Source organism: Streptomyces sp. NPDC001920, assembly GCF_053594495.1.
The window spans coordinates 46121-60774 of record NZ_JBSFEP010000031.1 but is presented as its reverse complement, the minus strand read 5'-3'; the positions used below and the strand labels follow the sequence as shown (position 1 = coordinate 60774).

At 71.7% G+C, this 14654-nt stretch carries 15 protein-coding genes; 9 read left to right on the top strand and 6 right to left on the bottom strand.

Annotated features, from left to right (window positions below; all coding sequences use genetic code 11):
* Positions 1–54: 54 nt before the first annotated feature.
* Entirely contained in the window at positions 55–1323 is a 1269-nt protein-coding gene (gene tyrS / locus ACWCPI_RS36470; RefSeq protein ID WP_451042257.1) for a tyrosine--tRNA ligase, read from the top strand.
* A gap of 66 nt (positions 1324–1389) precedes the next feature.
* Here the strand turns inward: tyrS and ACWCPI_RS36465 are convergent, their stop codons facing one another.
* On the bottom strand, positions 1390–1668 hold the full coding sequence (locus tag ACWCPI_RS36465; protein ID WP_451042256.1) for a GlsB/YeaQ/YmgE family stress response membrane protein: 279 nt from the start codon (positions 1666–1668) through the stop codon (positions 1390–1392).
* Between the two features lie 246 nt (positions 1669–1914).
* Between ACWCPI_RS36465 and ACWCPI_RS36460 the strand changes: the two genes are divergently transcribed.
* Together ACWCPI_RS36460 and ACWCPI_RS36455 are read left to right on the top strand one after the other, a co-directional pair.
* Positions 1915–2313, top strand: coding sequence for a DUF3099 domain-containing protein (locus ACWCPI_RS36460; RefSeq protein ID WP_451042255.1), 399 nt, complete (start codon positions 1915–1917; stop codon positions 2311–2313).
* A gap of 213 nt (positions 2314–2526) precedes the next feature.
* Complete coding sequence (locus ACWCPI_RS36455; RefSeq protein ID WP_451042254.1) at positions 2527–2754, top strand: hypothetical protein; 228 nt, start codon at positions 2527–2529, stop codon at positions 2752–2754.
* On the opposite strand, the gene moaA is transcribed toward ACWCPI_RS36455, so the two are convergent.
* From moaA to ACWCPI_RS36440, 3 genes are all read right to left on the bottom strand, one after another.
* The gene (gene moaA / locus ACWCPI_RS36450) at positions 2737–3726 is read right to left on the bottom strand and encodes a GTP 3',8-cyclase MoaA (protein WP_388812257.1); all 990 of its coding nucleotides are present in this window, start codon (positions 3724–3726) and stop codon (positions 2737–2739) included. The two genes, ACWCPI_RS36455 and moaA, sit on opposite strands and share 18 nt — an antisense overlap.
* A gap of 145 nt (positions 3727–3871) precedes the next feature.
* Positions 3872–5500, bottom strand: coding sequence for a solute symporter family protein (locus ACWCPI_RS36445; RefSeq protein ID WP_388812254.1), 1629 nt, complete (start codon positions 5498–5500; stop codon positions 3872–3874).
* The gene (locus ACWCPI_RS36440; RefSeq protein ID WP_019758746.1) at positions 5497–5853 is read right to left on the bottom strand and encodes a DUF485 domain-containing protein; all 357 of its coding nucleotides are present in this window, start codon (positions 5851–5853) and stop codon (positions 5497–5499) included. The genes ACWCPI_RS36445 and ACWCPI_RS36440 overlap by 4 nt, the downstream gene beginning before the upstream one ends.
* A 390-nt stretch (positions 5854–6243) precedes the next feature.
* On the opposite strand from ACWCPI_RS36440, the gene ACWCPI_RS36435 reads away from it, so the two are divergent.
* The 3 genes from ACWCPI_RS36435 to ACWCPI_RS36425 all read left to right on the top strand — a co-directional run bounded on the left by ACWCPI_RS36435 (position 6244) and on the right by ACWCPI_RS36425 (position 10482).
* Complete coding sequence (locus ACWCPI_RS36435; protein ID WP_451042253.1) at positions 6244–7767, top strand: S8 family serine peptidase; 1524 nt, start codon at positions 6244–6246, stop codon at positions 7765–7767.
* A 108-nt stretch (positions 7768–7875) separates the two neighbouring features.
* The gene (locus ACWCPI_RS36430; protein WP_451042252.1) at positions 7876–9375 is read left to right on the top strand and encodes a CoA transferase; all 1500 of its coding nucleotides are present in this window, start codon (positions 7876–7878) and stop codon (positions 9373–9375) included.
* Between the two features lie 99 nt (positions 9376–9474).
* Positions 9475–10482, top strand: coding sequence for a CopD family protein (locus ACWCPI_RS36425; protein WP_451042251.1), 1008 nt, complete (start codon positions 9475–9477; stop codon positions 10480–10482).
* A 64-nt stretch (positions 10483–10546) separates the two neighbouring features.
* On the opposite strand, the gene ACWCPI_RS36420 is transcribed toward ACWCPI_RS36425, so the two are convergent.
* A complete protein-coding gene (locus ACWCPI_RS36420; protein ID WP_451042250.1) occupies positions 10547–11257 on the bottom strand; it encodes a VIT1/CCC1 transporter family protein in 711 nt (236 codons plus the stop codon).
* Positions 11258–11464: 207 nt separating this feature from the next.
* Here ACWCPI_RS36420 and ACWCPI_RS36415 point away from each other — a divergent pair, with 207 nt between their 5' ends.
* The 3 genes from ACWCPI_RS36415 to ACWCPI_RS36405 all read left to right on the top strand — a co-directional run bounded on the left by ACWCPI_RS36415 (position 11465) and on the right by ACWCPI_RS36405 (position 13611).
* Positions 11465–12457, top strand: coding sequence for a DEDDh family exonuclease (locus tag ACWCPI_RS36415; protein WP_451042249.1), 993 nt, complete (start codon positions 11465–11467; stop codon positions 12455–12457).
* A 79-nt stretch (positions 12458–12536) separates the two neighbouring features.
* Complete coding sequence (locus tag ACWCPI_RS36410) at positions 12537–12770, top strand: hypothetical protein (RefSeq protein WP_356578721.1); 234 nt, start codon at positions 12537–12539, stop codon at positions 12768–12770.
* A 49-nt stretch (positions 12771–12819) separates the two neighbouring features.
* The gene (locus ACWCPI_RS36405) at positions 12820–13611 is read left to right on the top strand and encodes an SURF1 family cytochrome oxidase biogenesis protein (protein WP_451042248.1); all 792 of its coding nucleotides are present in this window, start codon (positions 12820–12822) and stop codon (positions 13609–13611) included.
* 40 nt (positions 13612–13651) lie between these two features.
* Here ACWCPI_RS36405 and ACWCPI_RS36400 read toward each other — a convergent pair whose 3' ends face one another.
* Positions 13652–14602: a hypothetical protein gene (locus ACWCPI_RS36400; RefSeq protein WP_451042247.1), complete on the bottom strand. Its 951-nt coding sequence runs from the start codon at positions 14600–14602 to the stop codon at positions 13652–13654.
* Positions 14603–14654: the final 52 nt, after the last annotated feature.

Genomic DNA, 14654 nt, shown 5'->3' with positions numbered 1-14654 from the left:
TCGTAGTCGGCTGTCACCCGACCGCCCGAGGATCATCGAGGAGACACGAGAACCGTGACGGACATCGTCGACGAGCTGAAGTGGCGTGGCGTGATCGCCCTGTCCACTGACGAGGACGCATTGCGCAAGGCGCTCGCGGACGGTCCCGTCACGTTCTATTGCGGCTTCGACCCGACCGCGGCCAGTCTGCACGTCGGCCACCTGGTCCAGGTCCTCACCATGCGCCGCCTCCAGCAGGCGGGCCTGCGCCCGCTGGCGCTGGTGGGCGGGGCGACGGGCCAGATCGGTGACCCGCGCCCCACGGCCGAGCGCACGCTGAACGACCCGGAGACGGTCGCGAACTGGGTGAACCGGCTGCGCGGGCAGATCGAGCCGTTCCTGTCCTTCGAGGGCGAGAACGCCGCGGTGATGGTGAACAACCTGGACTGGACGGCCGGCATGTCGGCCATCGAGTTCCTGCGGGACATCGGCAAGCACTTCCGCGTCAACAAGATGCTGACCAAGGACTCGGTCGCCCGCCGGCTCCAGTCCGAAGAGGGCATCAGCTACACGGAGTTCAGCTACCAGCTGCTGCAGGGCATGGACTTCCTGGAGCTGTACCGGCGGTACGGCTGCACGCTGCAGCAGGGCGGCAGCGACCAGTGGGGCAACCTCACGGCGGGTCTGGACCTGATCCACAAGCTGGAGCCGCACGCGGGTGTGCACGCGCTGGCGACCCCGCTGATGACCAAGGCGGACGGCACCAAGTTCGGCAAGACCGAGGGCGGCGCCGTATGGCTCGACCCGGAGATGACGACGCCGTACGCGTTCTACCAGTTCTGGCTGAACGCGGACGACCGGGACATCTCGACCTACATGCGCATCCTGTCCTTCAAGTCGCGTGCCGAGCTGGAGGAGCTGGAGAAGCAGACCGAGGAGCGCCCCCAGGCCCGTGCCGCACAGCGTGCGCTGGCCGAGGAGCTGACGACGCTGGTGCACGGCGCCGACCAGACGGCCGCCGTGATCGCCGCTTCGAAGGCGCTGTTCGGTCAGGGCGAGCTGACGGAGCTGGACGACCGGACGCTGGCGGCGGCCCTCTCCGAGGTGCCGCACATCCAGGTCGAGCGGCTCGGTCCGGTCGTCGACCTGCTCGCCGAGGTCGGCCTGGTGGCCAGCAAGTCCGCGGCGCGGCGCACCGTGAAGGAGGGCGGCGCCTACGTGAACAACGTGAAGGTCGCCTCCGAGGACGCGGTGCCCGCGAAGGAGGACCTGCTGCACGGGCGGTGGCTGGTGCTGCGCCGGGGCAAGAAGAACCTGGCGGCGGTCGAGGTCACGGGCGTCTGAGCGGACGTACGCACGGCGAGGGGGCGGCTTCCCGGTGAGGGAGGCCGCCCCATCGGCGTGCCGGCTTCAGATGCGCTGCTTTCGCTTGCCCAGCGTCGCCATGTACAGCATGTCCCCCACGTACACGATGATCACCGCGGCGACGATCTGGAAGATGTGCCGGCTCCAGTCGATGCCGCTGGTCTCCTCCACGCCGAACCCGCGCGCGACGGCGTTGCCGGCGATGGCGCCGAGGATGCCGAAGATGGTGGTCAGCCAGAGAGGACTGTGCTGCTTGCCGGGGATGATCGCCTTCGCGAGCAGACCCAGCACGAACCCCACGATGATCGCCCACAACCAGCCCATGGCTGCCTCCTCGTACGGCTCACGGTGCGCATTACCGCCAGTCTTCGCCCGTCCCGCGTACGCCGCACGCCGGGGACGTCCGTACGCGTTACGGCTGACCTCGTTCCCCCAGGTCGCAGGGGGCCCCGGTCTCGTAGGCGGCGCAGGCGAGGCGTACCGTGGGAGGTGTTCCGACCCGGGTCCCCGGCCGAGGGCGGGCGGGCCGGGACAGGGGGAGAGTCCGATGCGGGCGGATGGTGGAATGTGATGCGGAAGCTGCATGGCGACGGCAACGCCCAGGTGTTCCGGATCACCGGGGCCCGGGCGGGTCTCCAGGACGATGTGCGGGCCCGGCAGCGCCGGTACGTCATCTCGATGTCGGTGCGTACGGTGTCGGTGATCCTCGCGGCCTCGCTGTGGAACGTCGAACGGCACGTCGCGATCGTGGCGTTGGTGCTCGGGGCGGTCCTGCCCTACATCGCGGTGGTGATCGCCAACGCGGGGCGGGAGAACGCGCCGTCCTTGCCGTCGACGTTCGTGATGGCGCCGACGCGGCCGATGATCTCGCCGCCGCGGACGAACGACGGTTCCGCGGAATCCGTCCCGGAAGATGTCGCGGGTGACCGCGCGCCCGGCGGACAAAGCAAACCCCGCGACGAAGCATGATCCTGCGGAGTGGAGTGCTCCGGAGTCGACTCCACGCCAAGCTCAGGAAAAGCTCAGATCAATAGTGTTGTTCCGGTGCCGGGGGACGGGTGACCCGTGACATACTTCGTGGACGCTCCGCATCCCCCGTCGGAGCGATGGACCGACGCCGGGCAGCTCCCCCCGTGGCTGCTCGGCGTCGCCTTTTTGTGCGCGAACCTGTGAGACGAATCTGTGAGTGACGAGACGCCGATCTGCTCCGCCAAGGGGTGCCGTGCCGACGCCGTGTGGGTGCTGGCATGGAACAACCCCAAGATCCATACGCCGGAGCGGCGCAAGACGTGGCTGGCCTGTGAGGAGCATCGCGAGCATCTGTCGCAGTTCCTCGGGGTGCGGGGTTTCCTGAAGGACGTCGTCCTGCTGACGGAGTGGGAAGCGGCCTCTTCAGCCGCCGATGGCTGACATCGGCCGGTCCGGCTGGACGAAGCTCGGGTCGTCCAGGCCGGCGCCTGCCTTCTTGCCCCACATCGCCAGCCGCCAGATACGGGCGATCTCCTCGTCCGGGGCGCCCGAACGCAGGGCGGCGCGCAGGTCGGTCTCCTCGGTGGCGAACAGGCAGGTGCGGACCTGGCCGTCGGCGGTCAGCCGGGTACGGTCGCAGGCCGAGCAGAACGGGCGGGTGACCGAGGCGATCACGCCGACCACGTGGGGGCCGCCGTCGACCAGCCAGCGCTCGGCGGGGGCCGAGCCGCGCTTGTCCGCGCCCTCCTCCGTCAGCTCGAAGCGGGTGCGCAGGGAGGTCAGGATGTCCCCGGCGGTGATCATGCCGTCGCGCTTCCAGCCGTGCTGGGCGTCCAGGGGCATCTGCTCGATGAAGCGCAGTTCGTAGTCGTGTTCCACCGCCCACGCGAGCAGGTCGGGGGCCTCGTCGTCGTTCAGCCCCGGCATGAGGACCGAGTTGACCTTGACCGGGGTCAGGCCGGCCTCGCGGGCGGCGTGCAGGCCCTCGATGACGTCCTTGTGGCGGTCGCGGCGGGTGAGGGTCTTGAAGACGTCGGGCCGCAGGGTGTCCAGGGAGACGTTGACCCGGTCCAGGCCCGCCGCCTTCAGGGCGGTCGCGGTGCGGCTCAGGCCGATGCCGTTCGTCGTCAGGGACATCTGCGGGCGGGGCTCCAGGGCCGCGACCCGCTCCACGATGCCGACCAGGCCGGGGCGCAGCAGGGGCTCGCCGCCGGTGAAGCGGACCTCCTCGATGCCGAGGGAGGTGACGGCGATGTCGATCAGGCGGACGATCTCGTCGTCGGTGAGCAGGTCGGGCTTGGCCAGCCACTGCAGACCCTCCTCGGGCATGCAGTACGTGCACCGCAGGTTGCAGCGGTCGGTCAGCGAGACCCTCAGGTCGGTGGCCACACGGCCGTAGGTGTCGATGAGCACTGGGCCCCCTCCCTCGTCACGGAGCACATCTCTTCCGTTGCCTGCGAGCCTACGTGACCGTACTGACAACGACAGGGCCCGATCCCACGACGTAGGACGCGGCCGCGTCGTAGAGACCTACGACGCGGCCGCCGAGAGGGCCTGCTCAGTGGGCTCCGGTGCCGGTCAGGGACCGGACCTCCAGCTCCGCGTACTTGCCCTTGTCCGCCTCTTCCTTGGACAGGACCGTGCCGAGCCAGCCCATGAGGAAGCCGAACGGGATGGAGATGATGCCCGGGTTCTTCAGCGGGAACCAGGCGAAGTCGACGTCCGGGAACATCGCCTTGGGGTCGCCGGAGACGACCGGCGAGAACAGCACCAGGCCGACGGCGACGATGAGACCGCCGTAGATCGACCACAGCGCGCCCTGGGTGGTGAAGCGCTTCCAGAACAGGCTGTAGAGGATCGTCGGCAGGTTGGCGGAGGCGGCGACCGCGAAGGCCAGGGCGACCAGGCCGGCGACGTTGAGGTCGCGGGCGAGGGCGCCGAGCAGGATGGAGACGGCGCCGATGCCGATCGTGGCGAGGCGGGCGGCCCTGACCTCCTGCTTCTCGGTGGCCTGGCCCTTCTTGATGACGTTGGCGTAGATGTCGTGGGCGAACGACGAGGACGAGGCCAGGGTCAGGCCGGCCACGACCGCGAGGATCGTCGCGAACGCCACCGCCGAGATGGTGGCGAGCAGGATGGCGCCCCAGGCCGAGTCGACGCCGCCCAGGTGCAGGGCGAGCAGCGGGGCGGCCGTGTTCCCGGACGGGTTGGACGCGATGATCTCTTCCTGGGAGATCAGCGCGGCGGCGCCGAAGCCGAGGGCGATGGTCATCAGGTAGAAGCCGCCGATGATGCCGATCGCCCAGTTCACGGACTTCCGGGCGGCCTTGGCGTTGGGCACCGTGTAGAAGCGGATCAGGATGTGCGGCAGACCGGCGGTGCCGAGCACCAGGGCGATGCCGAGGGAGATGAAGTCCAGCTTGGAGGTGCCGGTGGCGCCGTACTGCAGGCCGGGCTCCAGGAAGGCGGCGCCCTTGCCGCTGTTCTCGGCGGCCTTGCCGAGCAGGTCGGAGATGTTGAAGTTGAACTTCAGCAGCACCAGGAAGGTGATCAGGATGGTGCCGCCGATGAGCAGCACGGCCTTGACCATCTGGACCCAGGTGGTGCCCTTCATGCCGCCGATGGAGACGTAGACGATCATCAGCACGCCGACCAGGGCGACGATGAGGATCTTGCCGGCGTCGGAGGTGATGCCGAGCAGCAGCGACACCAGGACGCCGGCGCCCGCCATCTGGGCCAGCAGGTAGAAGATCGACACGACGATCGTGGACGTGCCGGCCGCCGTGCGCACGGGGCGCTGGCGCATGCGGTACGCGAGGACGTCACCCATCGTGTAGCGGCCGGAGTTCCTCAGCGGCTCGGCCACCAGGAGCAGGGCGACCAGCCAGGCGACCAGGAAGCCGATGGAGTACAGGAAGCCGTCGTAGCCGAAGAGGGCGATGGCGCCCGCGATGCCGAGGAAGGACGCGGCGGACATGTAGTCGCCGGAGACGGCGAGGCCGTTCTGGAAGGCGCTGAAGGAACGGCCGCCCGCGTAGAAGTCGGCGGCGTCCTTGGTCTGGCGGCCCGCCCAGACGGTGATGAACAGGGTCGCGATCACGAAGGCCGCGAACAGGCTGATGATGAGCGGACGGTGCTGGCTGGCCTCGTTGGCGGCGAGCTGGAGCTGGGTCATCTCGGGGCTCATGCGCCGCCCTCCATACGGGTCTTGATGGCCTCGGCCTTGGGGTCGAGCTTGGCGCCTGCGTGGCGCGCGTACCACCAGGCGATGAGGAACGTGGTGACGAACTGGGCGATACCGAAGACGAACGCGATGTTGATGTTGCCGAACAGCTTGGTGCCCATGAAGTCGCCCGCGTAGTTGGAGAGCAGGACGTACAGCAGGTACCAGACGATGAAGGCGACGGTCAGCGGAAAGGCGAAGGAGCGGTACGAACGGCGCAGTTCGGCGAACTCCGCGCTCTGCTGCACCTCGGCGAACTCCTCGGTGGAGGGGAGTTTGTGTTGCTCTTTCGAGGGGGGCGGTGCGTCGGTGGCCACGGAGTCTCCTCGCGTTGCGGGCGCTGTTGCGACGGTGGACGGGGACGGGTGGGGTGTGGGGGGCGGGTCGGGGGTCGGGGACGGATCGGGTACGGACATGCGACGGCTCTGTTCCTCGTGGTGATGTGGATCACTTGAGCCGGGTGGCGATGGTAGGGCCCCGGCGGGTGATCCAACAGGGGCTCGATGGTGCTCGCGCCTCCTGCTCAAGGTCACGGCGCCACACCAGGACCGGTTCAACCGCTCGGGCGTCTTTCCGAAGTCGCCCGGATCAGCGATTGCCGACCGGGAGGCCCGGGGATAGCTTCACCCTGCACCACTCGTCATGTACCTGCCCGTACGCTCACCCGCGCCCCGGGCGGTGCCCGTTCCGGATGATGTGGAGATCCCATGGCTCATCTGCGGTCCAGACGCAGGCTCGGCCTCGCCGTACCGCTGGTCCTGTCCCTCGCCGCCTCGCTCGGCCCGCTGCCGACGGCGGTCTCGGCGGCACCACTCGCGGAGCCCGCCGCTCGGGCCGCACAGGCGCCCACCCTGGCGTACGTGGTCAACACACGGACCGATCGCCCCACGGTGGAGTCGGTGCGGAAGGCGATCGCCGAAGCCGGCGGGACGGTGGTGGTCACGCACTGGAGGATCGGCGTGATCGTCGCCCACTCGGCGAACCCCGGCTTCGCCGGCGCGATGCGCGCCGTGCGCGGGGTCGAGTCGGCGGGTGCGACCCGTACGGCGCCCCTGACCGCCGCCGGCTCGACCGACGAGGGGCCCGTCCAGGTCCTGACGAAGCAGCAGGCCACGAAGACGGCAGGTGCCGCGAAGGCCGGCGGTGAGCCGCTGGAGGCCGACCAGTGGAACCTGCGCGCGATCGGCGCCGACCGTGCCGCCGGCGTCAACCCCGGCAGCGACAGGGTGACCGTCGCCGTGATCGACAACGGCGTCGACGACACCCACCCGGACCTCGCGCCGAACTTCTCCGCCGCCCAGTCCGCCAACTGCGCCGGCGGCAAGGCGGACACCCGTGCCGGAGCCTGGCGGCCGTACTCCCCCGCCATCGGCCACGGCACACATGTGGCCGGTGAGATCGCCGCGCCCCGCAACGGCGTCGGGATCGCCGGTGTCGCTCCCGGGGTCAAGGTCTCCGCCATCAATGTGAGCGACCCGGTCAACGGCCTCTACTACCCCGAAAGCGTGGTGTGCGCCTTCGTGTTCGCCGCCGATCACGGGGTGGAGATCACCAACAACAGCTACTACGTCGACCCGTGGCTGTACAACTGCGTGGACGAGCCGGACCAGCGGGCGATCGTCGACGCGGTCGACCGGGCGCAGTCGTACGCCCAGCGCAAGGGCACGCTCCATGTCGCCTCGTCCGGCAACTCCAACCACGACCTCGACTCCGACGCGCTCGTCGACACCAGCAGCCCCGACGACTCGACGCCGGTCGAGCGCACCGTCGACCCGCACGAGTGCCTCGACGTGCCGACGCAGTTGCCGGGTGTCGTCACGGTCGGCGCGACGGGCGTGCGGAACGTCAAGTCGTACTACTCCTCGTACGGTTACGGCGTCGTCGACGTCGCGGCGCCGGGCGGCGACCGGCTCTACCAGATCCCGGACACCCCCTCCAGGAACGGCCGCATCCTGTCCACCCTCCCGGACGGCAGGTACGGCTATCTGCAGGGCACGTCGATGGCGGCCCCGCACGCCGCGGGTGTCGCCGCGCTGCTGAAGTCGCGGTACCCGCACGCGACTCCGGCCCTGCTGAGGGCTCTGCTGAAGGCCCAGGCGGACAACCCGGGCTGCCCCGAGTCCTACGACCAGAACGGCGACGGCACACAGGACGCGGTGTGCGAGGGCGGCGAACGGCGCAACGGCTTCTACGGGTCCGGCATCGTGGACGCGCTGGACGCGGTCGACTGACGCGCGCACTCCGGGAAGGGGGTCGGGGGCCCGGTGGCGTGCCGCACGGGCCTTGCGACCGAGGGCGTCGAGGTGACGGACAGTGGCGCCATGACCGACAGTGAGCCCATGACAGACACATCCCGAGTACCTGCCACCGCCCTGGAGTACGCATGGTCCGCGCTGGGCGCAGACCCCGCCCTCCTCACGCGCGTGTCGTGCCTGCCCCGGCCCGGCGCCCTCGAAGCGAGGCTTCCCGTACGGGAGTTGGCGCGCGCGTGCGTCGGTGCGTGCGCGCTGGCAGCGGCCGAGCTGGGGGCGCGGCGGGCCGGGCTCACCGAGGTGCCGCAGGTGCGGCTGGACGACGGGGCGATCGCCACGGCGTTCACGAGTGAACGGCATCTGCTGGTCGACGGGCGCGCCCCGGTCACCTTCGCGCCCCTGTCACGGTTCTGGCGGACAGCGGACGGCTGGGTGCGCACGCACGCCAACTATCCGCATCACCGGGCCCGGCTGCTGGCCGCGCTGGATCTTCCGAAGGAGGATCCGCAGGCCGTCGCGGCCGCCCTCGCCCAGCGGTCCGCGGGCGAGGTGGAGGAGACCGTGTACGCGGCCGGCGGGCTGGCCGTGGCACTGCGCACGCCCGAGGAGTGGGCGGCGCACGAGCAGGCGGCCGAGGTGGCCCGGCGGCCGCTCGTGGAGCGCGAACCACCGGCCGGTGAGGGCCAGGACGGCCGGCTCGGCGGGGCACGCGCGCGTGCGCTGCCACCGCTCGACGGTGCTCCCCTGCTCCCCGCCGCCGGGGTACGCGTACTGGATCTGACGCGGGTCATCGCGGGTCCCGTCGCCACGCGCACCCTCGCCCTGCTCGGCGCGGACGTCCTGCGCGTGGACCCGCCGCACCTGCCCGAACTCACCGACCAGCACGCCGACACCGGCTTCGGGAAGCGCTCGGCGGCCCTCGACCTGGCGGCCGACCGGCGCGTCTTCGAGGAGCTGCTCGCGGCGGCGGACGTCGTCGTCATCGGCTACCGGCCGGGCGCCCTGGACCGGTTCGGGCTGTCTGCGCAGGAGCTGGCGGCGCGGTGGCCGGGGCTGATCGTGGCGCAGCTGTCGGCCTGGGGGGCCTGCGGTCCGTGGAGCGGTCGGCGCGGCTTCGACAGCCTCGTGCAGGTCGCCACCGGTATCGCCGCCCTGGAGGCGGCCACGGCCGACGACTCGGCCCGGCGGCCCGATGCGCCGCCCGCGCGGGGCGGATCGGTCGAGCGCCCGGGTGCGCTGCCCGCGCAGGCCCTCGACCACGGCACGGGCTATCTGCTGGCGGCGGCCGTGCTGCGGGCGCTGACCGAGCGGCAGGATCACGGGTACGGCCGGTGGGTGCGCCTGTCACTGGCGCGCACCGCGTGGTGGCTGACGCACGGGATCCGGCCGGCTTCGCAGGGGACCGCTGCGTACGAGGGGCCCGGTGCCTGGCTCACCGAGCGGGACAGCCCGCTCGGGCGGCTGCGGTACGCCCTGCCGCCGGTGTCGTTCGCGGGCGGCCCCGCCGACTGGGCGCGACCGCCCGGGGTCCCGGGGACGGACGAGGCGCGCTGGGAGCAGTGGGACGCGGCACCTCGCGTCGGCTGAGCACCCGGCCGGTGGCCGACGTACCCATGGGCGGAATGCCGGAGCACCAGTTGTTTTCCCGTGCTTGCCTGTTCTGTGGCGACTTGTGATGATCTTGAGGTGACATTGACGAAACCTTCCCTCGCCGGGGCGGACGGGAGCCCGTCCAGACCCCGCCCCGGCGTCGGTCCCGCGGTCGTCCTTCTCGTCCTGGTGGGCCTGGCGGCGCTCGTCCCGCTGCTCGGGCCGTCCGCCGCGTTGCGCGGCACCGGGGAGGCCGCCGCCCCCGGCGCCGGTGGGATCGCGTTGCTGCGTTCGGTGCTGTTCGCGGCGCTGTGCGTCCCGCTGGGCGAGCTGCTCGTGCGGCGACTGGCCCGTTCCGTTCCCGGTGCTCCCCCGGCCCTGCCTCGCAGTTGGGCCCCCCGTGCGGCCGCCGTCGGTTTCGTCGCCGCCCTCGCTCTCGCCTCGGTCGTCTCCACGGGCAACCTCGTGCCGGACAGCCCCGCCGACCTCGACATCGGCGGCCTGTACGCGTCACGGGACGGCAAGCTCGCCCTGGTGGAGGTCAACGCCTTCGCGGCGGCCTGGCTGTGCGCCCGCTCGCGCCGGCCCGCCGCCCAGGTCTGGCCGTCGGCCGCGATCGTGGTCGCCGAGGCGCTGCGTGCGCACCCGACGACCGAGTACAGCCCGCTGCTCGGCTCCGGACTGACGCTGGTGCACCTGACCTGCGCGTCGTTGTGGGTGGGCGGACTGCTGTACACGCTGCGGGCCCTGCGCGGACGGGCGGCCCGGGAGGCGGGCGCGGCTCTGCTGGGGCTCTACGCGCGCGTGGCGGCCGTCCTGCTCGCCGCCATCACCGCGACGGGGGTGGGGAGTTCCCTGCGCCGGATGCCGTCCGACACGATCCTCCAGCAGCTGACGGAGACCGCGTACGGGCGTGCTCTGCTGGCCAAGGTGATCCTGGTGGCGGCCGTGGCCGCGCTGGCCCTGTGGGCGCGTATCCGGTTGAGCCGGGCGGCGGACCCGCTGACCGCATGCTCCCCCGCCCGGGCCGAGGTCGCTGTCCTGGGCGTGGTGGTCGCGCTGTCGGGGCTGCTGACAGCGCTTCCGGTACCGATCCGCTGGTGAGCCCGGCCTCGCCCCTCGGCGGCCGTCGTACGGACGTCGGGCGGCGGGGCATGCGAGGGCCGTCTCAGGCACCCGCCGCTTCCAGCAGCGTCCCGGCCACGTAGGTGACGCCCATGGCCAGCGCACCGCCCGCCACATTGCGCAGCACCGCTCGGGCCGGGGCGGCGGCTCCCAGGCGGGCGCTGCTCCAGCCGGTCAGGGCGAGCGCGGCGAGGACGGAGGCGACGGTGACCGCCAGCCGCCACGGCGCCGGCGGCAGCACCATCGCGAGCAGCGGCAGCAGCGCCCCGGCCGTGAACGCCAGGAAGCTCGCCCACGCCGCGTGCCAGGGGTTGGTGAGCGCGTCCGGGTCGATGCCGAGCTCCACGCGCGCGTGGGCCCTGAGAGCGTCACGCCGCGTCAGCTGGACGGCCGCTTCCAGGGCCACCTCCCGCGACAATCCACGCCGTTCGAGCAGCTCCGCCAGCTCCTGGAGTTCCTCCTCCGGCCGCTCCCGCAACTCCCGCCGCTCCACGGCCAGGGCGGCCTTCTCCGAGTCGCGCTGTGTGGAGACCGAGACGTACTCCCCCGCCGCCATCGACATCGACCCGGCGAGCAGCCCGGCCAGTCCGGCCGTGAGCAGGGCCGAACGGTCGTCCGTCGCACCGGCCACACCGACGACGAGACCGGCGGTCGACACGATGCCGTCGTTCGCTCCGAGCACGGCGGCCCGCAGCCAGTTCAGCCGCTCGGCCAGTGGGCCGCCGTGGGCCTCGTCCCGCGTTGGTTCGGTCACATGCGGAGGATTTCACCGCAAGGGACATCCAGGACGTACCGACGCTCCCCGGACGACTCCGGCACACCGGCACGGGAGCACGGGACGCGCAACGCCCGCCGCACACCGACCGGTTGGCGCCCATGCGTTCGTCTTGCTCGAACGGGCGGGCGAGGCACGGCACCTGACGGACCGGACTGTCAGTCGTGGCCCGTATCCTCAGTGACCATGCTCGAAGACCGTACGACCGCAGCGTCGTCCCCCACAGCGTGGCCGGCCGCGTATCCGCAGGGGTACGCGGTCGTTGACGTGGAGACCACCGGCCTGGCCCGGGACGACCGGATAATCTCCGCCGCCGTCTACCGGGTGGATGCGTGCGGCGAGGTCGAGGACCACTGGTACACGCTGGTCAATCCGGAGCGGGACCCGGGCCCGGTGTGGATCCACGGCCTGACGAGCGAGACGCTGGAAGGCGCCCCCCTCTTCACGGACATCGCGGAGGAGTTCTCGGCCCGGCTGGACGGCCGGGTGCTCGTCGCGCACAACGCCGTGTTCGACTGGCAGATGATCGCCCGGGAGTACGCGCGCGCGGAGCGCGAGGCCCCGGTGCGGCAGCGGCTGTGCACCATCGCCCTGTCCAAGGAGCTGGGCCTGCCGCTGCCCAACCACAAGCTGGAGTCGCTGGCCGCGCATTTCGGTGTCGTCCAGCGGCGCGCGCACCACGCGCTGGACGACGCGCGCGTGCTCGCGGAGGCGTTCCGCCCGAGCCTGCGGGCCGCGGCGGCGGGCCGCGTACGGCTGCCGCTGCAGGAGTGCCGGCCGCTGACCGAGTGGCGGGACACGGCCACGCCCCGGATCGGGCAGCAGGCCGGCGGATACGGCGGCTACCGGCCGGCCAGTTGGCGGCCCTCCAGGAAGAGGCCCGCCTGCCCCTACCCCAACCCGGGACGGTACGAGGAGGGCAAAAGGCTCAAGCAGGGCATGCGGGTCGCCTTCTCGGGCGACACGTCGGTCGAGCGCGACCTGCTGGAGGACCGCGCGATCGAGGCCGGGCTGCATGTGGCGACGAGCCTGTCGCGACTGACCAGCCTGCTGGTGACGAACGACCCGGACGCGGGCACCTCCAAGGTGGTCAAGGCCCGGCAGTACGGGACTCCGGTGGTGGACGAGGCCGCGTTCGGGCAACTCCTGCGGGACGTGGAACCGGCGTCGGAGCGGTGACCGTACGGACGGGTGATTGCCGCGCGACTCGCCCGCAGCCCTCTCGCCCGGACCGCGGCGACGGCTCACCCTGTGGCGCATGGCGACATGTGAAGTGTGCGGAAACGACTACGGAATGACCTTCGAGGTGCACGCGCAGGGCGCGGTGCACGTCTTCGACTGCTTCTCCTGTGCGATCCACCGCATGGCCCCGATCTGCGAGCACTGCCGTGTCCAGATCATCGGGCAGGGCGTCGAGGTCGACGGCCACTGGTACTGCGGCGCCCACTGCGCCCGCGCCGAGGGGAAGGCGGGGATCGTCGACAAGGTCTGACCCGGTACCCGCCTGAACGCACCCCGCGACCGAGTTGTACGGTCGTGGGGTGTACCGCTTCCTGTTGTCCCGGCAGTGGGTGATCCTCACGGTGGTCGCCCTGCTCCTCATCCCCACGATGATCAGGCTGGGCATCTGGCAGATGCACCGCTACGAGGAGCGCAGCGCCCGCAACCAGCTGGTCGCCGACGCGCTGGGCGCCGAGCCGGTGCCGGTGCAGGAGCTGACCTCCCCGGGGCACACCGTCACCTCGAAGCAGCGGTACCGCACCGTGACCGCCGAGGGCCACTTCGACACCGACCGGGAACAGGTCGTCAGGCGGCGTGTCAACGCCGACGAGGAGGTCGGCTTCCACGTCCTGACCCCCTTCGTCCTCACGGACGGCAAGGTGCTGCTGGTCAACCGGGGCTGGATCCCGGCCGACGGCCCCAGCCAGACGGCGTTCCCCGAGATCCCCGCCCCGCCCAGCGGCAGGGTCACCGTCACCGGGCGGCTGATGCCGGACGAGACGACCGAGGCGAGCGGCATCAAGAACCTCACGGGGCTCCCCGACCGGCAGGTCATGCTGATCAACAGCGAGCAGGAGGCCGAGCGCCTCGACGCCCGGGTGCTCGGCGGGTACATCGCGCTGACGAAGCCGGAGCCCAAGGGCGACACCCCGGAGCTGATCGGCAGGCCCGGTGACGAGAACGCCCCGCTGAACTACGCGTACGCCATCCAGTGGTGGCTGTTCGCGGCGGGCGTCCCCGTCGGCTGGTTCATCCTGGCCCGCCGCGAGGCCCGGGACCGGGCGCAGGCGGCGGCACCGCGGGAGACGGAGACGACGCCGGCCCCCGTGTAGGACGCCGGCCCCCGTGCCGGGGGTGCTGCCCGGCGCCCCCTTACTTCCGCCGCCCCGTGAGCTGGTCGCGCCAGTAGCGGAAACTGCGTTCCGGTTCGGGCAGCAGATCCCACGGGTGGCGGGTCATGTGGCGGCCGACGCGCTGGAGGACGAGGCCCGCCTCGGCCGTGCAGTGGGCGCGGGTCAGGGCGAAGGCGAGCACGTTGAGGTCGCGGACGGCCTCCGCGTGCGGTGCGGCTGTGGTGTGGAACCAGCGGGTGAGGGCCGTGTCGATCTCCCTGGCCGCCCTGGGCTCGTTCCAGTGACCGCCCGCGCCGAGCGCGGCGGGTCCCGTCTGCTTCTGACGATGGGCGACGAGTTCGACGCGGGCGGCCACCGGCAGCAGGGCGACCGGGGAGCCGTGCGGTGCCTGGAAGGCGGCCTGCCAGGCGAAGTCCATCATGTCGGGGACCGAGCCGTGCCCGCGTGGGGACAGGTGGCGCAGCATCAGGTGGTAGGCCGTCCGATGCCAGGGCGCGCGGTCGACGGCCTGCGTCCACACCGGGACGGCGTCCTGCACCGGTGCGGCACAGGCATGCAACAGCGACAGCAGCGCCAGCCAGGGCGTGGGGTCCTCGGGACAGGCCGCGGCGGCCCGCAGGCAGGTCTGCTCGGCCCGGCGGACCGCGTCGTGCCCCTCGACCGGGGCGCGGGCCGACTCGACGAACGCGCGCAGCACCAAGGCGTCACCGTCGTCGGGCCGGTCGGCGATCCATCTCTCGCCGACCACGGGCGGCAGGCACCGGGCGAGGACGCGGACCCGGTGGGCTCGACGGTCCCAGTCGCGTCCGGTGGTGCGCAGGAGTTCGGCGACGGGTTCCCAGGCGGGAGTGGTGCGGCCCGCGCCGAGGCCGTGGAGCTGTGGGGCGGGGCGAAGATCCACCAGGGTTGTGTGCAGGGGGTCGTCGTCGAGTGCGGGGCGGGTCAGGAGGGGGGCTCTGCGTCTCAGCATCCGGGTTCGCGTCTCGCCATGGGTCTGTGCTTCGTGGGCGGCCACGGGGAGC